The organism is Arthrobacter sp. AIWTK1 (genome assembly GCF_056680535.1).
The window spans coordinates 1588852-1607022 of the sequence record NZ_CM155287.1; the positions used below are offsets into that span (position 1 = coordinate 1588852).

The following is an 18171-nucleotide window of genomic DNA, read 5'->3' on the forward strand; positions in this document are numbered from 1 at the left end:
CGGCCCCTTCCGTGACGGAAGGGCCGCCTTCTTCAAACAAAACTAAACAGGAGGATCAACCGCATCACGCATTCGCGGTCCTCGGTAGTGATTCCCGGGAACGGCTTCGAAGAATGAAGCCCGGCCCGTGGGTCTCGATCGATGACCGGGTGCAGTGCAGGCCAGTAGACAGATGCTGGACTGGGTTGATGCGGCTGGACTTCCGTTAACCAAGAAACGGAGGTGACTCTCTTGGAGGGTCCCGAAATCCAGTTCTCAGAAGCCGTTATTGACAATGGCCGCTTCGGCAAGCGTGTAATCCGCTTCGAAACCGGCCGCCTTGCCAAGCAGGCAGCCGGCGCAGCCATGGTGTACATCGACGAAGACACCGCGCTGCTGTCCGCTACCACCGCAGGCAAGCACCCGCGTGAAGGCTTCGACTTCTTCCCGCTGACCGTTGACGTCGAAGAGCGCATGTACGCCGCCGGCCGCATCCCGGGCTCGTTCTTCCGCCGCGAAGGCCGCCCGTCCACCGAAGCCATCCTGGCTTGCCGCCTCATGGACCGCCCGCTGCGTCCGGCCTTCATCAAGGGCCTGCGCAACGAGGTCCAGATCGTCGTCACCGTCCTGGCGATCAACCCGGACGAGCTTTACGACGTCGTGGCCATCAACGCCTCGTCGATGTCCACCCAGCTCTCCGGCCTGCCCTTCTCCGGCCCGATCGGCGGCGTCCGCGTTGCCCTCGTTTCCGACGAGAACGGCTTGCAGTGGGTTGCTTTCCCGAAGCACTCCCAGCTCGAGAACTCCGTGTTCAACATGGTCGTTGCCGGCCGTGTTGCCGGTGACGACGTCGCCATCATGATGGTTGAAGCCGAAGCCACGGACAACTCCTGGAACCTCATCAAGGAACAGGGCGCCACCGCTCCCACCGAAGAGGTTGTTTCCGAAGGCCTCGAGGCCGCCAAGCCGTTCATCAAGGCACTGTGCGACGCCCAGGCAGACCTCGCCGCCCGCGCCGCCAAGCCGACCGTCGAATTCCCGGTCTTCCTCGACTACGAAGACGACGCCTACGCCGCTGTTGAAGCCGCTGCCGCCGAAAAGCTGGCTGCTGTCTTCCAGATTGCTGACAAGCAGGAGCGCGACACCGCTTCGGACCAGCTCAAGGACGACGTCACTTCGTCGCTCGCCAGCCAGTTCGAGGGACGCGAGAAGGAACTGTCCGCAGCTTTCCGCTCGGTGACCAAGCACGTTGTGCGCCAGCGCATCCTGAAGGACCAGATCCGCATCGACGGCCGCGGCCTGACGGACATCCGCCAGCTCACCGCCGAGGTCGAGGTTCTGCCCCGCGTTCACGGTTCGGCCATCTTCGAACGCGGCGAGACCCAGATCATGGGTGTCACCACGCTGAACATGCTGAAGATGGAACAGCAGATCGACTCGCTGTCCCCGGTCACGCGCAAGCGCTACATGCACAACTACAACTTCCCGCCGTACTCCACCGGTGAAACCGGCCGCGTGGGTTCGCCCAAGCGCCGCGAAATCGGACACGGTGCCCTGGCCGAGCGGGCACTCGTGCCCGTCCTGCCGTCCCGCGAGGAATTCCCCTACGCCATCCGTCAGGTATCTGAGGCACTCAGCTCCAACGGTTCGACGTCGATGGGTTCCGTCTGCGCCTCCACGCTGTCGATGCTCAATGCAGGTGTGCCGCTGAAGGCGGCCGTTGCAGGTATCGCCATGGGCCTGGTTTCCGACCAGGTTGACGGCCAGACCCGCTACGCAGCACTGACCGATATCCTCGGCGCCGAAGATGCCTTCGGTGACATGGACTTCAAGGTCGCCGGTACCTCCGAGTTCGTCACGGCCATCCAGCTGGACACGAAGCTCGACGGCATCCCGGCCTCCGTCCTGGCTGCCGCCCTGAAGCAGGCCCGCGAAGCACGCCTGCACATCCTCGAGGTCATCAACTCCGCGATCGACACCCCGGACGAACTCTCCGAGTTCGCTCCGCGCGTCATCGCGGTCAAGATCCCCGTGGACAAGATCGGCGAGGTCATTGGGCCCAAGGGCAAGATGATCAACCAGATCCAGGAAGACACCGGCGCGGACATTTCCATCGAGGACGACGGCACCGTTTACATCGGCGCCACCAACGGCCCGTCCGCCGACGCCGCACGCTCCGCGATCAACGCCATCGCCAACCCGCAGGTTCCGGAAATCGGAGAGCGCTACCTGGGTACGGTCGTCAAGACCACCACCTTCGGTGCCTTCATTTCCCTCACCCCGGGCAAGGACGGCCTGTTGCACATCTCCGAGCTGCGCAAGATCGCCGGCGGCAAGCGCGTTGACAACGTCGAGGACGTCGTCTCCGTGGGCCAGAAGATCCAGGTGGAGATCACCAAGATCGACGACCGCGGAAAGCTGTCCCTCTCCCCGGTCATCGCCGAGGAAGAAGGCGCTGAAAGCGCCGAGGTCGCCGAGGCAGCCGCAGAGTAGTCTGCAGCGCATTAAGTAGTTCAAGCACGACGGCGGGGCCGGTGGAACTTCCACCGGCCCCGCCGTCGTTAAGCCACCCGATTGAATTGCCATTTCCCCGGGCATGACGCCAGTGGTCCGCTGGTACGATTGCAGGCAGATTTGGCACCGTTTTCCTGAAAGGCCTTGATGACTGTCGTACCCCTGCCGCTCGAGCAGAACCACCCCGGAGACACCCTGATCCACGGAGCCGACGGCGGGTCCGTTGTCCGCCGGTCCGTGCTTCCGGGAGGCGTGCGTGTACTGACGGAGGCCATGCCGGGCCAGCGGTCCGCGACCATCGGCTTCTGGGTCGGCGTGGGTTCACGGGACGAAGCCCACGGGCAGCACGGGTCCACCCATTTCCTGGAGCACCTGCTGTTCAAAGGCACCAAGCGGCGCACCGCACTGGAAATCGCTTCCGCCTTCGATGAGGTGGGCGGGGAGTCCAACGCCGCTACTGCCAAGGAAAGCACCTGCTACTTTGCCCGGGTCCTGGATACCGACCTCCCGATGGCCATCGACGTCATCGCGGACATGATCACCGGCGCAGTCCTGGACCCGCAGGAGATGGAGCAGGAACGCGACGTCATCCTGGAGGAAATCGCGATGGACAGCGACGACCCCACGGACGTCGCGCACGAGCACTTTGTCGCCGCGGTGCTGGGAACGCATCCGCTGGGCCGCCCGATCGGCGGGACCCCGGAAGCCATCCGGGCCGTTGCCCGCGATTCCGTCTGGGACCATTACCGCCGGTACTACCGTCCGGACGAGCTGGTCATCACTGCCGCCGGCGGACTGGACCACGACGTCGTCTGCGGACTCGTGGTGGATGCCCTTCACCAGGCGGGCTGGGCACTGGAGCCCGGGGCGGCACCGGTGGAGCGGCGCTCCACCGAACGGGCCGACATCACCGGCACCGCCGGACTCCACGTGGTCAAGCGGCCCGTCGAGCAGGCAAACATCATCATGGGCTGCCCCACGATCGTCGCAACGGACGGGCGCCGCTATGTCATGAGCGTGCTCAACGCCGTGCTGGGCGGAGGCATGTCCTCACGCCTGTTCCAGGAAGTCCGGGAGAAACGGGGCCTGGTGTACTCCACGTATTCCTTCGCCTCGTCCTATGCCGACGCGGGCTATTTCGGGATGTACGCGGGCTGCACCCCCTCGAAGGTCCGCCAGGTCATCGAGCTGCTGGGTGTCGAACTGGACAAGCTGGCGGGTCACGGCATTTCCGAGGACGAACTCAGGAAGGCCGTGGGCCAGCTCTGCGGCGGGATTGTGCTGGCGCTCGAAGACACCGGATCGCGGATGTCGAGGCTGGGCCGGGCCGAGCTGGTGTCCGGCGAATACCAGGACATCGAGGAGACGCTCCGGCAGATCAAGAGCGTCACGGTAGAGCAGGTTCGGGACCTGGCGCAGGAGCTTGCGGCGGCACCGCGAACGGTGACGGTGGTGGGCCCGTTCGAGGAAGGCGAAACCTTCGGCCTCTAAACCGGACCCCTTAGCCGGGCGACTCCGTGCTGGACATCCCAACGCAGCGGCGTGATGATGAACCCGGGGACACACTGGAGGAGCAATGGACCGTCCGCACCCGGGCAGTGCGCAGGAAGAGCTGGGAGCCTTCCTCGGGCACTGGACAGGGACTACGCGCATAGAGGCCACGTCCCGCAGGCCCGCCAGGACGGCAGCGGCCGAAGTGACGTTCACCAAGGCCGCCGGCGGCTACGCGGTGCTGCAAAGCTACCGGCACACCGAAACCGACGGAATCCGCTTTGAGCGGCATGGCATGTTCACCATGGACGCAGACCACGCGGACACGGTCTGGTACCACGTGGACAGCGTGGGACTGCCGCGGGAAGCGCCGATCCGGTCTAGCTGGCACGGCGGAGTACTCACCGTGGAACGCCAGAACGGCAGGGACACGTCCCGGCATACCTTCCGGGTGGACGACGGCGTGCTGACGCACACGTCAGAGGTCCGCCTGGCCGGCGATTCAGGCTTCGCTCCGTTCATGACCTCCGTTTGCCGCCGCACCTGACAGCCCGAACGGACACTTACGGCCCCGGTGTTGAGCGCGAACGGACATGAGCGGCCCCCGCCGGGAGTCACTCAGCCCGCTGATTGCACAATCCGGGTCCGGGGCGCCCCGTTCAGGGCGGGAGCCGCGTCGGGGGAATTCCACACTGTCTGCTGAAGCTTCGCCAGCAATGCTTCGGCCTGTTCCCGGGTGGTGAGATCCAGTTCAACCACCACATAGTGCGGATCGTCCACCGGCCGGCTGATGCGATGTGCGGTCACCCCCGCCGCCAGGCGGCTCACCGGGTCACGATCGAAAGCCGCCTTCCACATGTCGAAGTCCTTGATTCCATGCTCGATCTGAAGTGTGTACATGTCATTCCTTTCAGTCCGGGTTGTGCCGTTAGCACCACGGTAGCCACGGCCGGCGAGGGGCCGGTATCCCAGAATTCTGGAAGGGCCCAGGCGATTTCCCGGGCGGCACGGGTGGGCCCGTATGTTCGTAAGGTTCCAGGGCCATACTGGTTCCATGACCACGAAGTGGGCGGTGAGCCGGAGCCTGGACAGGATCGGCGGGCTCTGCAGTTCAGCCCCGGAGGACCACGAACTGCGTGCAGCCCTCCTGCCGGAGATCGGCAGCATTGTTCCGTTCACTTGGTTTGTCTGGCCCCTGACCGACCCCGAAACGTGCACCGGAATTTCACCGATGGCCCGGATTCCCTGCCCGCAGGAACTGCCGGCCCTGATCAGGTTGAAGTACGCGACGGCGCCCGGCCGGTGGACGTCGCTCATCGGCAGCGGCCCGCCCGCGGTGACCCTGCAGACGGCAACCAGGGGAGACCCTGCCCGAAGCCCGCTCTGGAACGGCGTCCTCCGGCGGTATGGAGTCGCGGATGTCCTGTCCATGGTGTTTGCCGACAGCAACGGCTGCTGGGGCTGGCTTGACCTGTGGCGGACCACGGACCAAGGGCAGTTCACGGAACACGAAGCGGAGCACCTGGCGGCTGCGGCGCCCGTCATCGCGGCCGGTCTGCGGCGAAGCAGGGCAGCCCGGATGAGGCTGGATGCGCAACCGCGCCGCCACCTGCTGCCCCAGGCGGGGCTGCCTCAACAAGCAGTGCTGACGCTGGACGCGGAGCTGCGGGTGACAAGCAGGAGTGCCTCGGCTGCTGACTGGCTCGGCCTCCTGCAGCCGGGGCCAAGCCCTTATGAGGCGATTCCGGCCGAAGTCTTCAACGTGGCGGCACAAGTCCTTGCCCGCGAGGCCGGAGTGGATGCCCACCCGGCATCAGCCCGGGTAAGTATCGGCTATGGCCGGTGGGCAGTCCTCAGGTCGTTCCGGCTGGACCCGGGGCAGAACGTGTCAGCGGAACTGGCCGTGACCATTCAGGAATGCCCGGCCGGGGAACGACTCGACGGTTTTGCCCGGTCCTTCGGCCTGACACCGCGGCAGCGCAGCCTGTTGGAGCTCGCCGCGGGCGGACTGGACACCGCAGCGCTGGCGGCGGCCCTCGGGATCAGCGCTTACACGGTGCAGGACCAGTTCAAACTGGTTTTTGCTGCCTGCGGGGTGCGGAGCAGGAATTCCTTGATGGCTTTGGCCCTCGGCACGGCGCGGGGCGGCCCGCCCTCGTGAGAACCCGCCGTCTTCCAGGGTGCCTAACCGCCGGCGAACGGCGGCAGCACGTCCACCACGTCGTCCGGCTCCAGGACCACGGACCGGTCGCGCACGGCCACTTCGTTGAGCAGGAAACTGCTTCGCGAAAGCAGCCGCGCGAGGGGCGGGGTGCCTGCGGGCGGAACCGGGCGGTCGACGTCGAGCACGGCGCTCAACAGTGCCTCCATGGTGGAGCCGGCGGGAAGCTCAAAGCGTTCTTCTTCCACGCCTGCCGCGGCGCGCGCGGCAGCGAAATAACGTACGTTCAATGCTTTAGCCTCCGATGGCGCTCATGCTGCGGTCCGGCTGGACGAAGTCCGGAGCGTCCAAACCGACATGGTCCATGCCGTGGGCTTTCGGCTTGATCCACATGGCGTCCTGCCAGCGTTCGGCGAGTTGCTCATCCGTGGCGCCTTCGCGCAGCAGCCCCAGGAGATCGACTTCCTCACGCGAGAAAAGGCAGCTCATGATCTTGCCCTCGGCCGTGATCCGGGTGCGGCGGCAATCCGAGCAGAAGGGTTCGGTGACGGAGGCAATGATCCCCACTGTTCCCAGCACGGGGCCGGTGGCCTCGTCGGAACCCGGGACCCGACGTCGTACTTCGAAGCGTTCGGCCGGCGCGCCGTCGCGGTCCCTCGGATCCGTACTGAGCACGTAGTCGACGGACAGCAGCTCGCGGATCTCGGCCGCGGTAATCATGTTCCGGCGGGTCCAGCCGTGGTCCGCGTCGAGCGGCATCTGCTCGATGAAGCGGAGCTCGTAGCCGCGGTCCAGCGCCCACGCCAGCAGCGACGGGGACTCCGCGTCGTTGATTCCCCGCATCAGGACCGCGTTGAGCTTTACGGGGCCGAGTCCAGCAGCCCAGGCGGCGTCGACGCCGGCCAGGACCTTGTCCAGGAAGGGCCGCCGGGTCAGCTTGGTGAACGTTTCCTCGTGCAGCGAATCGAGCGACACGTTGATCCGCGACAGCCCGGCAGTTTTGAGGCCGGCCGCCTTCTTGTCCAGCCCGACCGCGTTGGTGGTCATGGAAATCGGCAGCTCCGGGTGTGCCTGCCGCAGGGCGGAAATGATGTCGAGCAGGTCGGCCCGGACCAGCGGTTCGCCGCCGGTGAGGCGCAGTTCGCGCACGCCCAGCATGTCGACGCCGATCCGCACGATCCTGACGATTTCCTCGGCGGACATCACGGCCTGCTTGGCCAGCCATTCAAGGCCTTCGGCCGGCATGCAGTACGTGCAGCGCAGGTTGCACTTGTCCGTCAGCGACAGCCTCATGTCCGTGGCCCGGCGACCGTAACGGTCCATCAGGCCCGCGGGCTGGCCCGCCGGACGCGATGGCAGCGGTGCTGCTGCCGGGGCGGAACCGGCCCCCTCCCGGGGTTGCGGCATACCAAGCTGAACAGTCATAAATTCAGGCTACGCCACGTTGGGGCCAACCATCACGCCCGTGACATCCGCGGATCTTACGGAATCCCTACGGATCGCCCCGGGCGGCGGCAAAGCCGTGCCGGGCGCCTGCCCCGAACCTATGCTGGAGGAGTGAACAAGTCCCAGCCGGCGCCGGTCCAGACCGCAGTCGGAAACCGGCGGATACTCCTCGTCGAAGACGAACAAACCATCGCCGGCGTGGTCCGTGACTACCTGGTGCAGGCCGGCTTCCAGGTGGACCTGGCCGCGGACGGGTTTACCGCCCTGCGCCTCGCCGCAGAGCGGAACCCTGACCTCGTTCTGCTGGACCGCATGCTGCCCGGGCTGGACGGCGTGGAAGTGTGCCGCAGACTCCGCCAGACGACGAGCGTGCCCGTCATTATGCTGACCGCCCTGGGGACGGAGGATGACAGGATCCTGGGGCTGGAGGTCGGCGCGGACGATTACATCACCAAGCCTTTCTCGCCCCGCGAACTGGTGCTCCGGGTGCGATCGGTGCTGCGCCGCAGCGTCCAGGAGTTCAGCCCTGAACCTGCGGTGGAGGTCGCCGGGTTCGAGCTCAACCCGGCAGCCCGGACTGTGTCGCACCACGGAACACCCCTCGCGCTGACCATCCGGGAGTTCGACTTGCTGGCGTTCCTGCTGCGCCGCCCCAACCAGGTGTTCAGCCGTGAGGAACTGATCAAAGCCGTGTGGGGCTGGGACTTCGGGGACCTGTCCACGGTCACCGTCCACGTCCGGCGGCTGCGCGAGAAGATCGAGGCCGACCCCACCCGGCCGGCGCTCCTGAAGACAGTGTGGGGCGTGGGCTACCGGCTGGACACTCCGGACGGGGCTACCGGTGCAAACAGCTGAGCTTCTCGCGATCGTGGCGTGGGCGCTGCTCTGGGCCGTCGTCATCGGGGCAGGGTCGCTGCTGCTGCTCAGACCGCTTCGCCGGACGTCCCTGGCCGTCCAGATCTGCGTGGTGGTGCTGTCCACCGTCGCGGTCCTGACCGCCGGCATGGTGAGCGCGTTCAATGCGATGGTGATTTCCGCCCGGGACCTGGAGGTCATGTGGTATGTCCTGGCCATCGCCTCGGCGGTGGCGCTGGCCATCTCCCTCGTCCTCGGGGCGCGGGTTTCCCGCAACGCCAGGCTGCTCGCAGCGGCCGCACGGAGCATCGGGCGCGGCGAAAACCCGGGCCTGCCCGCACCGCTCATGAGCTCCGAGCTCTCGGAACTGGCGGATGAACTGGAACGCAGCAGCCGCATGCTGGCCGAATCCCGCGAGCGGGAGGCCGCCGTCGAAAATTCACGCCGGGAACTCGTCAGCTGGATTTCGCACGACCTCCGCACGCCGCTGGCCAGCATGCGCGCCATGGCCGAGGCGCTTGAAGACGGAATGGCCGCCGACGTCAACGGCTACTACCGCAAGATCATCAGCCAGACGGACCAGATGGCCGTCATGGTCAACGACCTCCTGGAGCTGTCCAAAATCCAGGCAGGCACCCTGCGGCTCACAGCCGAGCCCTTGGATCTCTACGACCTCGCCAGCGACGCAATCGCGGACCTTGCTCCGCTTGCCGCCCGCAGGCAGATAACGCTCGACGGCGGCGGTGTCCGTGAGTGCCTGGCCCTCGCGGACGGTCCGTCGCTGGGACGCGCGGTCCGCAACGTGGTGCTGAACGCCATCCTGTACAGCAAGCCCGGCTCCGGCGTGACCGTGGAAGTCGGCCGGGAAGGGCAGGACTCTGTGATTTCAGTGACGGACGGCTGCGGCGGCATTGCACCGGAGGACATCCGGCACCTCTTCGACACCGGATGGCAGAAGAACCCCGCGCGCGGCCGCTCCGGCGGCATGGGCGTGTCCGGAGCCGAGCCGGAGGCGCCGGGTTACAGCGGCGCCGGGATCGGGCTCAGCATGGTGGCCGGAATCGTCCGGGCCCATGAGGGCAGCGTGACGGTGGAAAATGTCGACGGCGGCTGCCGTTTCTCCCTTCGCCTGCCCGCCGAGGATCCGGAGCACCTGGCGGAAGCCCCGCGCCCTCGCGGGCCCGCAAGCCACAACGATCCGGAATCGAAGGTGCCCCGTGGACACTAACGAACCCGGAAGGGCGTCCGGGAAATTGCCAGCCGACGTCCCAACCGACGTCGCAACCGAGGTCCCCGCTGCCAACCGCCTCCACGCATCCGGCCGGTGGGCAGCCGCGGCCGGCGTTGTGGCCGTGGCCGCCGGGGTGGTGGCTGGCGAACTCGCCGCTGCCCTCGTGAGCCCGGCGCTTTCGCCGATGACGGGCGTTGGCGGTGCCGTGATCGATGCTGTCCCGCCGGCTGTCAAGGACTGGGCCGTCTCAGTGTTTGGCACTGCGGACAAGCTGGCGCTTCTCGTGGGTATGGGACTGGCGATGGCCGGGCTCGCGGCGCTCGCCGGCCTGCTGGAATGGCGCCGCCGCTTTGCCGGGTTCGCGGTCATCGCCGTATTCGGCGCGGCCGGCCTGGCGGCGGTCCTTGGCCGGGCCCAGGCAACCGGCAATGCCATTGTGCTTCCCTTGCTTGCGGCCGGCATAGGAATCCTGGCGCTGCGCTGGCTGATGTCACGCCTCCGGGAATGGAGTACGGCCGGGCAAGCCCCCGAAACGCAGCCGGGACCGGGCCGGCGCCGGTTCCTGCAGGCACTCGGCGGAAGCGCTGTCTTCGCGGCCGTTGGCGGCGCGCTTGCTGTCGCCCTGCGCGGCGCCGCGGCCGGAGTCAGCGAATTCCGGAGCAAGCTCGCGCTGCCCGCCGCGGCTTCCCCGGCTCCGCCGGTTCCGGCGGGAGCCGGGCTGGGGCTGGACGGCATCAGTCCGGTGGTGACGCCCAACCGTGACTTCTACCGGATCGACACTGCCCTCACTGTTCCGGCGGTGGATCCGGACTCCTGGGTCCTCAGGGTCACGGGCATGGTGGAACGGGACATCGAGCTCGATTTCGCCACGCTGCTCTCGAAGCCCATGACTGAACGCCATGTGACCATCGCCTGCGTCTCCAACGAAGTGGGAGGGGACCTCATCGGCAACGCGCTGTGGCTGGGCTGGCCGGTCCGGGAGCTGCTGGCCATGGCAGGGCCGCAGAACGGGGCGGACATGGTGCTGTCGCGCAGCAAGGACGGCTGGACGGCCGGCACACCTCTCGAAGCATTGACGGACACACGGGACGCGCTCATCGCCGTGGGCATGAACGGCGAACCGTTGCCGCTGGAGCACGGCTTCCCGGTGCGGCTCGTCGTTCCCGGCCTGTACGGCTACGTCTCCGCCACCAAATGGCTCACTGAACTGAAAGTGACCCGTTTCGCAGACGACGTCGGGTACTGGACTCCCCGCGGCTGGAGTGAACGCGGGCCCATCAAGACGTCGTCCCGCATCGACGTTCCGCGCTCCGGGCGCCCGGTGCGCGCCGGAACGGTGGCCTTCGGCGGCGTCGCCTGGGCCCAGCACACCGGAATCGGCACGGTGGAACTCCGCGTCAACCGCGGCGCCTGGCAGACGGCGGAGCTTGCTCCCGGCATCTCCCGGGACACCTGGTACCAGTGGCAGCTGTCACTGCCCCTGACGCCCGGGCAGTATGAGATCCAGGTCCGGGCCACGGACCTCAATGGCGTGCCGCAGATCGAAAAGCCGTCCCGGGTTGCCCCGGACGGCGCTACCGGATTCCACACCATTAGAGTTGACGTGACGCCGTAGCGGGCCGGTAGCCCTCAGGGCTGGACCGCAGTGAGCACGGCGCCGCGTATGCAGGCACAGCAGCACCCCGACACAGCACGCCCGGACCCGAAGTAAGGAACGCATGCACCGCACCGACAACGGCCATCAGGCCCGCTCTGTGGAAGTCCACCGCGAAGCAGTACGGGAGCTCCTCGCGGACCTCAGCGGCCCCGGCCGCACAGAAGAGCTGCCGCTCCTCGCTGCGCTGGGACGCGGGCTGGCCGCGGATGTCCCCGCTCCCGTGGACCTGCCGCCGTTTGCGAACTCCCAAATGGACGGCTTCGCGGTCCGCAGCTCGGACATTCCCGACGGCGGGACGGACCTGACAGTGGTGGCGACCATCCCGGCCGGTGCTACCGCAGCGGCGCTGGAACGGGGCACGGCCGCCCCGATCATGACCGGAGCCATGATTCCTCCCGGAGCCGACGCCGTCGTACCTGTTGAGAGGGCGGTTCCGGACTCTTTCCCGGAGCCCGGAACGGCGGCCACGGTCCGGCTTCCGGCAACGGCGTCAGGAACCTACGTCCGGTACGCGGGCAGCGATATCCGGGCCGGGGAGCTGGCGCTCGCCGCCGGAACGTTCCTGGGCCCGGGCCAGCTGGGGCTCCTGGCGGCCCTGGGCATCACACGGGTCACGGTGTACCGGAAACTGACAGTGCTCCTCGCCACCACGGGGGATGAAGTGGTGGAGCCCGGCAGTCCGCTGGAACCCGGCAAGATCTATGACGCCAACGGCACGCTCCTGGAAGCAGCCATGCGCCAGGCCGGGCTGGATGTCCTGCGGGCAGCGATCTCCACGGACAGTCCGGACGAGCTCACGGCCATGCTCCGGGAGCATGGCCCGCAGGTGGACCTGATCGTCACCACGGGCGGTGTCAGCAAGGGCGCCTACGAAGTGGTCAGGCAGGCGGCTGCGGGACAGGACGTGGAATTCCTGCACGTGGCTATGCAGCCCGGGGGACCCCAGGGGATCGGCCGGTTCGACGGCGTCCCGTTTGTGGGTTTCCCGGGCAACCCGGTCAGCTGCCTGGTCTCCTTCGAAATGTTCCTGCGCCCGGTCCTCGGCGAGTTGTTCGGGTCACCGGCTCCACGGCCGGCCTTCCGGGCCAGGCTGGCGGAGCCGCTGGAATCACCTGCAGGAAAGCATCAGGTACGGCGCGGCACCCTCCTTCCGGACGGTTCGGTCCGGCTCGAAGGCGGCGCAGGTTCGCACCTGGTCCACGCCCTGGCCAATTCCAACGCCCTGATCCATGTCCCGGCGGGGACTTCTGCGCTCGCCGCGGGCGCAGAAGTGGAAGTATGGACGCTGTGAACAATGAAGACAACGCTGCCGGGCTGACGCATCTGCGCCGGGACGGAACAGCGCAGATGGTTGATGTTTCCGGCAAGGCCGAGACCATGCGGGAGGCCACGGCCACCGCCACGGTCCGCACCACCGAGGAGGTTCTCGCCCTCCTGGGCGCGGGGGACCTGCCGAAGGGCGACGCCCTGGCTGTGGCCCGCGTTGCCGGGATCATGGCGGCGAAGAAGACCCCCGAGCTCATCCCGCTGTGCCACCCGCTGCCCATCTCCAAGGTCACTGTTGACTTCGAACTGGGCCGGGATGCCGTCTCGGTACTGGCAACCGTCAAGACCCGCGGCGTGACCGGCGTCGAAATGGAAGCGCTCACCGCAGCGTCGGTGGCGGCCCTCAGCGTGTACGACATGATCAAGGCAGTCGACAAGCATGCCGTATTGACCGACATCAGGGTGCTGGCCAAAAGCGGCGGCAAGAGCGGGGACTGGACAGCATGAGCACCTTTGGACAGCAGCCCGAACCACACCGCCATGGAGAGGCCACCGGCCGGAAGGCCGGCGTCGTGATTGCCTCCAACCGGGCGGCGGCGGGCATCTACCGCGACGAAACCGGGCCGGTGATTACCGATTGGCTGACGGAGCACGGCTTCGAGACGTTCCCGGCCATGGTGGTGCCCGACGGCGAGCCCGTGGGCGCCGCGCTGCGCGCCCTCCTGACGCAGCAGCCCGCCGTGATCATCACCAGCGGCGGTACCGGGCTGAGCCCTGATGACCTGACCCCGGAGATGACGGTTCCCCTGCTGGACCGCGAAATTCCAGGGATCATGGAGGGCATCAGGCAGGCGGGACTGGCCAAGACACCCATGGCCATGTTGAGCCGCGGACACGCGGGCGCGGCCGGACGCACTTTCATTGTCAATCTTCCCGGATCACCCAAAGGCGTCATGGACGGCCTGAGTGTGCTGGATCCGGTCATCAGCCACCTTTGCGACCAGTTGGAAGGCAGCCATGAGCACTGACAAGGCCACTGAATCCGGATTCGAGATCGTCAACGCGGTGCTGAGCGCCGAGCCCATCTCCGTGGCCCAGGCAATTGCCGCGGTGGAATCGGACACCGCCGGTGCCGTGGTCAGCTTCAGCGGCGTGGTCAGGAACCACGACGGCGGCAAGCCGGTTGAGCGGCTCAGCTACAGTGCGCATCCCACCGCCCACCAGGTGATGGCCGACGTAGTTGCGCAACTCGTCGCCGAACATGCCGGCGACGGCGGCGAAACGGTACGGATCTGGGCCGCGCACCGCGTGGGCATGCTGGAAATCGGCGACCCCGCCCTGGTGTGCGCCGTCTCAGCGTCACACCGCGGCCAGGCGTTCGAGGTGTGCTCGGAGCTCGTGGACCGTGTCAAGGCCCAGGTGCCCATCTGGAAGGAACAGTTCTTCAGCGACGGGACCGTCGAATGGGTCGGGGCCGGAGCCTAGGACCATCGTTGCCGGAGCTTGAGGACCGCGGGGCGGCGGGTAACGTCCCGTCCCGGTTCATTGGCGCGGGCGGCCCGACGGTAGGGTTAAGACCATGACCGAACAACTTGCCGTCGCCGTCCTGGGCGCGAACGGGCGCATGGGCGCCGAGGCCGTGAAAGCCGTTGAAGCGGCCCCCGACATGAAGCTTGTAGCGGCCCTCGGACGCGGTGATTCCCTCGACGAGCTGGTCAACGCCGGCGCCCGGATTGTGGTGGACCTGACCGTCCCCGAAAGCACCGAGGCGAACGTCCGCTTCGCAGTCGAAAACGGCATGCACGCCGTCGTCGGCACCACCGGCTGGGACGCAGCCAGGCTTGGCGGGCTTGAGGAACTATTGGGCCGCAACGCCCGGGTAGGCGTCCTCATTGCCCCCAACTTCGCGCTCGGCTCCGTCCTGGCGTCCGCTTTCGCCGCCAAGGCGGCCAAGTACTTCGAGTCCGTGGAGGTCATCGAGCTGCACCACCCGGACAAGGTTGACGCGCCCTCCGGCACCGCTGTCCGCACCGCGCAGTTGATAGCCGCTGAACGCGCCGCCGCCGGTGTCGGTGCCAGTCCGGACGCCACCACCACCGAACTTGCTGGTGCCCGAGGCTGCGATGTGGACGGTATCCGCGTGCACAGCGTGCGCCTCCGCGGCCTGGTGGCCCACCAGGAAGTACTGCTCGGCGGACCGGGGGAGCAGCTGACCCTGCGCCACGACTCCTTCGACCGGGCGTCCTTCATGCCGGGCGTGCTGCTGGGAGTGCGGAAAGTCGCAGGGCACCCCGGATTGACCGTGGGCCTGGACGGCTACCTGGACCTCGGAGTCTGACGGCCATGGGCAACGTCCTCGCCGGCCTGAAGAAGAACCGCACCAAGATCTGGGTCGGCGCGGTGACGCTGCTGCTGGTTTTCTACCTGGTGGTGTCCTTCCAGCGGTCCGTCCTGCTCCTCGCCGACCCCAACCCCGTGGCCAAGGCCATTGGTGCCGCCTACCTGGTCCTGCCGGTCATCGGAGCCTGGGCCCTGGTGCGTGAACTGCTGTTCGGCGCCCGGACGGAGCAGATGGCCAAGGTCCTCGAGGCCGAAGGCGGGCTGCCGGTTGACAACCTGCAGCGCACACCTGCCGGGCGGATTGTGCGGGAGTCGGCAGATGCCGAGTTTGAGAAGTACCGGACCGAGGCCGAGGAAGCGCCGGACGACTGGCGCTCATGGTTCCGGCTCAGCTGCGCCTATGACGCCGCGGGGGACCGCAAGCGCGCCAGGGCCTCCATGCGCGATGCCCTGAAGCTGTTCCGCGAGGGTAACAAGCCCGCTTAGCGGATCCCTGCCCGCTGGTACCGGCCCACCTCGCTGGCGGCGTGGGCCACCCACTCCAGCGGTCCCCGCCAGTTGAGTGCCGCGAAGGACCCTCCGATGAGGACGGCGGTCAGCGCCTGGGCCGCATACACGCCTTCCGGGGTCCACCCGGCGGGCAACGGCTGCAGGTACAGTGCGGCCACCAGGCACACGTGCGCCGTGTAGAGGCTGAGGGTCATGGCACCGGCGCCCCGCAGCGGCAGCAGCAGGTCCAGGCTGAGCCATTCGCCCAGCCTCCCCAGCAGCAGGCAGGCGCCCACCACGGCGGCGGCCACGGCGGAAGTGTGGAGCAGGTCCAGCGTCGTGCCCGAATGCGGTGCGCTGGTTGCCAGCCACCACCATGAGCCCGATTGCTCCACCCCGGCAAGGTTGACCTGCAGGAGGCTGTCCAGGGGGTAGCGGGGGTCCGCCAGCCGGGCCTGCAGCGCTTCCTTGCCGCCCCACTCATTCATCGCCAGCACGCCCAGCCATTTGGCCAGCACGGCCACCACTGCGCCGCCGGCCAGCAACGTCACCTGGACGGCCGCCTTCGTCAGTGCCAGCCGGCCGATCACCAGCCCGATCAGCAGGTAGCTCAACCACTGCAGGACGGGATAGTACCCGGTCAGGAAGATGTCGCCCAGCAGGCGGCCCGGCGTGACGAGGTCTTCCCAGCCGGGGTTGTGGTGCAGCTGCAGCGGCGGTGCAGGCGCCAGGAGCCACGGACGCAGCAGGTAGGCCAGGACCGGGGAAAGCAACACCCAGCCGGCGGCCCACGCGCAAAGCGGCCTGATGCCGAGGCCGATGAACGGCAGGGCGCACAGGAACAACACGGAGTAGTGGACCAGGATCACCGCGACGTTGACATCCAGCCCGCCCAGGAAGAGTCCGACGACGGCAATCACCAATGCCCGGAGCGCTATGCCGCGGCGTGCGCCGCTGAGTTCCCGGCCTTGTGGCGGACGCTGCTTTCCGGTGGACAGGGCAAGCCCGACCCCCGCCAGGACGGCGAACAGTGCGGCCGCCCGCCCCGAGAACGCCAGGCCGATCCATGTGGGCGTCAGCTGCGCGTCCGCTTCGAACGTGGGAAGCAGGTGGGTGGCCATCATGCCAAGAAGCGCCAGCCCCCGGGCCGCGTCTATTCCGGTAAGCCTCGTTGTTGTGCTGGTGCCTTTGGCAGTCCGCGAGGGGGAAGCAGTGCCACGGGAGGTCATGAGCCGATCGTCTCATATCCGGCTTGCGGGCTCTTGTATTCGAATATATGTTCGAATACCATCGTTGCATGAACAACGCACCAGAACGCCGGGCACCAGAACACCGGGCACCAGAACGCCGAACCGCGCCGGACCACGGAAATGCTTCGGGCCCGCTCAAGGCGATGAGCCCGGGAGTGGTGGATTATCTCTTTCGGCAGCTGGTGGCCGGAAGCCCTGCCGAGGATGTCCAGTGGGGGAGCGAGGGCGTGGCCCTGTCCGCCCAGCCGCCCGGCGCCGAGCTGGCACGCAGGCTCTCCGAGTGCGATCTTGACGCGCTGACGCCCACAGAGCTCTTCCACTACGTCCGGGCCGCCCAGCGGCTGGCCTCCTGGGCCGAGGCACTCCGGGAAGACGCCGTGGGCCGCTATTGCGGGCCGCCCCGCCAGGAAGCGTCGCCTCAGGAGCAGGCGCAGCCGGCGCCGGCCCGTGGCACGGAAAAGTGACGCCGGCGCTGTGAATTTGACGATCGTCACGCCGCCGCCATTGTCCTAACAAGGCTGGGACAGGGTAACGTTTTTCCTATGGCTGAAACTTCCGCGAATATCCCTGCTTTTGGCACCCTCCTGACCGCCATGGTCACGCCGTTCACTGAGCACGGCAAAGTGGACTACCAGCAGGCGGCGGAACTGGCCGTAAAGCTCGTCGACGACGGCTGCGACGGCCTCGTTGTCACCGGAACCACGGGAGAGACGTCCACCCTCACCGACGAGGAGAATGTGGGCATGTTCCGGGCCGTGAAGGAAGCTGTCGGCGGCCGCGCCGCGATCATCGCCGGCACCGGAACGAACGACACCGCACACTCCGTGCATCTTTCGAAGCAGGCAGCCCAGGTTGGCGTCGACGGACTGTTGATCGTCACGCCCTACTACAACAAGCCCAGCCAGGCCGGCGTGCGCGCCCACTTTGAGACCATCGCCTCCTCCACCGACGTTCCCGTGATGCTGTACGACATCCCCGGCCGTTCCTCGATCCAGATCGCTCCGGAGACCATGGTCCGTCTCGCCGAGCACCCGAACATCGTGGCGGTCAAGGACGCCAAGGCCGATTTCGCTGCCGCCACGCGCGTCATGGCCCAGACTGACCTCCTGTTCTACTCCGGCGACGACGGACTGACCCTGCAGTGGATGGCGCTGGGCGCCGTCGGGCTCGTGGGCGTCACCACCCACGTCGCCACCCGCCGGTTCCGCGAGCTGATCGACGCCGTCAACGCGAACGATCTCGGCACCGCCCGGAAGATTAACTTTGAACTTGAACCTGTCATCCGGGCCACCATGACCCGCGTGCAGGGCGCCGTTGCGGCCAAACAGATTCTTAAATGGCAGGGAGTCCTGCCCAACTCGGTTGTCCGTTTGCCCCTCGTGGAGCCGGACGAAGCTGAGATCGCAATCATCCGCGAGGATTTGGCGGAAGCAGGCATGGTCTTTTCCTGATCGGCAAAGCCCATTCCTGTTCCGCCCGGAAAGTAGTGCAC

The 18171-nt window shown here is 67.2% G+C and carries 19 protein-coding genes; 15 read left to right on the plus strand and 4 right to left on the minus strand.

Annotated elements, in window-relative coordinates:
- The first annotated feature begins 231 nt into the window (after nucleotides 1-231).
- The 3 genes from AC1MDG_RS07270 (at nucleotide 232) to AC1MDG_RS07280 (ending at nucleotide 4531) form a co-directional block, all read left to right on the plus strand.
- Nucleotides 232-2472 (plus strand): polyribonucleotide nucleotidyltransferase, encoded by a 2241-nt coding sequence (locus tag AC1MDG_RS07270; RefSeq protein ID WP_479809041.1) that lies wholly within the window; start codon nucleotides 232-234, stop codon nucleotides 2470-2472.
- 168 nt (nucleotides 2473-2640) lie between these two features.
- Nucleotides 2641-3984: a M16 family metallopeptidase gene (locus tag AC1MDG_RS07275; protein ID WP_043480128.1), complete on the plus strand. Its 1344-nt coding sequence runs from the start codon at nucleotides 2641-2643 to the stop codon at nucleotides 3982-3984.
- An 85-nt stretch (nucleotides 3985-4069) separates the two neighbouring features.
- Entirely contained in the window at nucleotides 4070-4531 is a 462-nt protein-coding gene (locus tag AC1MDG_RS07280) for a DUF1579 domain-containing protein (protein ID WP_479808381.1), read from the plus strand.
- A gap of 71 nt (nucleotides 4532-4602) precedes the next feature.
- Here the strand turns inward: AC1MDG_RS07280 and AC1MDG_RS07285 are convergent, their stop codons facing one another.
- Nucleotides 4603-4884: a hypothetical protein gene (locus AC1MDG_RS07285; protein ID WP_479808382.1), complete on the minus strand. Its 282-nt coding sequence runs from the start codon at nucleotides 4882-4884 to the stop codon at nucleotides 4603-4605.
- Between the two features lie 154 nt (nucleotides 4885-5038).
- On the opposite strand from AC1MDG_RS07285, the gene AC1MDG_RS07290 reads away from it, so the two are divergent.
- Complete coding sequence (locus AC1MDG_RS07290) at nucleotides 5039-6145, plus strand: helix-turn-helix transcriptional regulator (RefSeq protein WP_479808383.1); 1107 nt, start codon at nucleotides 5039-5041, stop codon at nucleotides 6143-6145.
- Between the two features lie 23 nt (nucleotides 6146-6168).
- Here the strand turns inward: AC1MDG_RS07290 and AC1MDG_RS07295 are convergent, their stop codons facing one another.
- On the minus strand, nucleotides 6169-6435 hold the full coding sequence (locus AC1MDG_RS07295) for a MoaD/ThiS family protein (protein WP_043480132.1): 267 nt from the start codon (nucleotides 6433-6435) through the stop codon (nucleotides 6169-6171).
- Nucleotides 6436-6439: 4 nt separating this feature from the next.
- The gene (gene moaA, locus AC1MDG_RS07300; protein WP_479808384.1) at nucleotides 6440-7570 is read right to left on the minus strand and encodes a GTP 3',8-cyclase MoaA; all 1131 of its coding nucleotides are present in this window, start codon (nucleotides 7568-7570) and stop codon (nucleotides 6440-6442) included.
- 132 nt (nucleotides 7571-7702) lie between these two features.
- Between moaA and AC1MDG_RS07305 the strand changes: the two genes are divergently transcribed.
- The 9 genes from AC1MDG_RS07305 to AC1MDG_RS07345 all read left to right on the plus strand — a co-directional run bounded on the left by AC1MDG_RS07305 (nucleotide 7703) and on the right by AC1MDG_RS07345 (nucleotide 15426).
- Nucleotides 7703-8446, plus strand: coding sequence for a response regulator transcription factor (locus tag AC1MDG_RS07305; protein WP_479808385.1), 744 nt, complete (start codon nucleotides 7703-7705; stop codon nucleotides 8444-8446).
- Nucleotides 8433-9674 carry a sensor histidine kinase gene (locus AC1MDG_RS07310; RefSeq protein ID WP_479808386.1) on the plus strand — a complete coding sequence of 414 codons (1242 nt, stop codon included), beginning with the start codon at nucleotides 8433-8435 and terminating at the stop codon, nucleotides 9672-9674. Before AC1MDG_RS07305 ends, AC1MDG_RS07310 begins: the two co-directional genes overlap by 14 nt.
- A 187-nt stretch (nucleotides 9675-9861) precedes the next feature.
- On the plus strand, nucleotides 9862-11292 hold the full coding sequence (locus AC1MDG_RS07315; protein WP_479809042.1) for a molybdopterin-dependent oxidoreductase: 1431 nt from the start codon (nucleotides 9862-9864) through the stop codon (nucleotides 11290-11292).
- A 103-nt stretch (nucleotides 11293-11395) separates the two neighbouring features.
- Nucleotides 11396-12625 (plus strand): molybdopterin molybdotransferase MoeA, encoded by a 1230-nt coding sequence (locus AC1MDG_RS07320; protein WP_479808387.1) that lies wholly within the window; start codon nucleotides 11396-11398, stop codon nucleotides 12623-12625.
- A complete protein-coding gene (moaC, locus tag AC1MDG_RS07325) occupies nucleotides 12613-13107 on the plus strand; it encodes a cyclic pyranopterin monophosphate synthase MoaC (protein WP_479808388.1) in 495 nt (164 codons plus the stop codon). The genes AC1MDG_RS07320 and moaC overlap by 13 nt, the downstream gene beginning before the upstream one ends.
- Entirely contained in the window at nucleotides 13104-13628 is a 525-nt protein-coding gene (locus tag AC1MDG_RS07330; RefSeq protein ID WP_011691307.1) for a MogA/MoaB family molybdenum cofactor biosynthesis protein, read from the plus strand. Before moaC ends, AC1MDG_RS07330 begins: the two co-directional genes overlap by 4 nt.
- A complete protein-coding gene (locus AC1MDG_RS07335) occupies nucleotides 13618-14085 on the plus strand; it encodes a molybdenum cofactor biosynthesis protein MoaE (protein WP_479808389.1) in 468 nt (155 codons plus the stop codon). The genes AC1MDG_RS07330 and AC1MDG_RS07335 overlap by 11 nt, the downstream gene beginning before the upstream one ends.
- Nucleotides 14086-14179: 94 nt before the next feature.
- Entirely contained in the window at nucleotides 14180-14938 is a 759-nt protein-coding gene (gene dapB, locus AC1MDG_RS07340) for a 4-hydroxy-tetrahydrodipicolinate reductase (RefSeq protein ID WP_479808390.1), read from the plus strand.
- Nucleotides 14939-14943: 5 nt separating this feature from the next.
- Nucleotides 14944-15426 (plus strand): hypothetical protein, encoded by a 483-nt coding sequence (locus AC1MDG_RS07345; RefSeq protein ID WP_043480144.1) that lies wholly within the window; start codon nucleotides 14944-14946, stop codon nucleotides 15424-15426.
- Here the strand turns inward: AC1MDG_RS07345 and AC1MDG_RS07350 are convergent.
- Nucleotides 15423-16658: a heparan-alpha-glucosaminide N-acetyltransferase domain-containing protein gene (locus AC1MDG_RS07350; RefSeq protein WP_479808391.1), complete on the minus strand. Its 1236-nt coding sequence runs from the start codon at nucleotides 16656-16658 to the stop codon at nucleotides 15423-15425. The genes AC1MDG_RS07345 and AC1MDG_RS07350 overlap by 4 nt on opposite strands.
- A gap of 68 nt (nucleotides 16659-16726) precedes the next feature.
- Between AC1MDG_RS07350 and AC1MDG_RS07355 the strand changes: the two genes are divergently transcribed.
- Nucleotides 16727-17143, plus strand: coding sequence for a hypothetical protein (locus AC1MDG_RS07355; protein WP_479808392.1), 417 nt, complete (start codon nucleotides 16727-16729; stop codon nucleotides 17141-17143).
- 78 nt (nucleotides 17144-17221) lie between these two features.
- Nucleotides 17222-18130 (plus strand): 4-hydroxy-tetrahydrodipicolinate synthase, encoded by a 909-nt coding sequence (gene dapA, locus AC1MDG_RS07360; protein WP_479808393.1) that lies wholly within the window; start codon nucleotides 17222-17224, stop codon nucleotides 18128-18130.
- Nucleotides 18131-18171: the final 41 nt, after the last annotated feature.

Excerpts from the sequence above, each read along its gene's own strand:
- AC1MDG_RS07275 (WP_043480128.1), top strand. The coding sequence starts at position 2,641 with ATGACTGTCGTACCCCTGCCGCTCGAGCAGAACCACCCCGGAGACACC.
- AC1MDG_RS07280 (WP_479808381.1), top strand. The coding sequence starts at position 4,070 with ATGGACCGTCCGCACCCGGGCAGTGCGCAGGAAGAGCTGGGAGCCTTC.
- AC1MDG_RS07285 (WP_479808382.1), bottom strand. The coding sequence starts at position 4,884 with ATGTACACACTTCAGATCGAGCATGGAATCAAGGACTTCGACATGTGG.
- AC1MDG_RS07290 (WP_479808383.1), top strand. The coding sequence starts at position 5,039 with ATGACCACGAAGTGGGCGGTGAGCCGGAGCCTGGACAGGATCGGCGGG.
- moaA (WP_479808384.1), bottom strand. The coding sequence starts at position 7,570 with ATGACTGTTCAGCTTGGTATGCCGCAACCCCGGGAGGGGGCCGGTTCC.
- AC1MDG_RS07315 (WP_479809042.1), top strand. The coding sequence starts at position 9,862 with ATGACGGGCGTTGGCGGTGCCGTGATCGATGCTGTCCCGCCGGCTGTC.
- AC1MDG_RS07320 (WP_479808387.1), top strand. The coding sequence starts at position 11,396 with ATGCACCGCACCGACAACGGCCATCAGGCCCGCTCTGTGGAAGTCCAC.
- moaC (WP_479808388.1), top strand. The coding sequence starts at position 12,613 with ATGGACGCTGTGAACAATGAAGACAACGCTGCCGGGCTGACGCATCTG.
- AC1MDG_RS07330 (WP_011691307.1), top strand. The coding sequence starts at position 13,104 with ATGAGCACCTTTGGACAGCAGCCCGAACCACACCGCCATGGAGAGGCC.
- AC1MDG_RS07335 (WP_479808389.1), top strand. The coding sequence starts at position 13,618 with ATGAGCACTGACAAGGCCACTGAATCCGGATTCGAGATCGTCAACGCG.
- dapB (WP_479808390.1), top strand. The coding sequence starts at position 14,180 with ATGACCGAACAACTTGCCGTCGCCGTCCTGGGCGCGAACGGGCGCATG.
- AC1MDG_RS07345 (WP_043480144.1), top strand. The coding sequence starts at position 14,944 with ATGGGCAACGTCCTCGCCGGCCTGAAGAAGAACCGCACCAAGATCTGG.
- AC1MDG_RS07350 (WP_479808391.1), bottom strand. The coding sequence starts at position 16,658 with ATGACCTCCCGTGGCACTGCTTCCCCCTCGCGGACTGCCAAAGGCACC.
- AC1MDG_RS07355 (WP_479808392.1), top strand. The coding sequence starts at position 16,727 with ATGAACAACGCACCAGAACGCCGGGCACCAGAACACCGGGCACCAGAA.
- dapA (WP_479808393.1), top strand. The coding sequence starts at position 17,222 with ATGGCTGAAACTTCCGCGAATATCCCTGCTTTTGGCACCCTCCTGACC.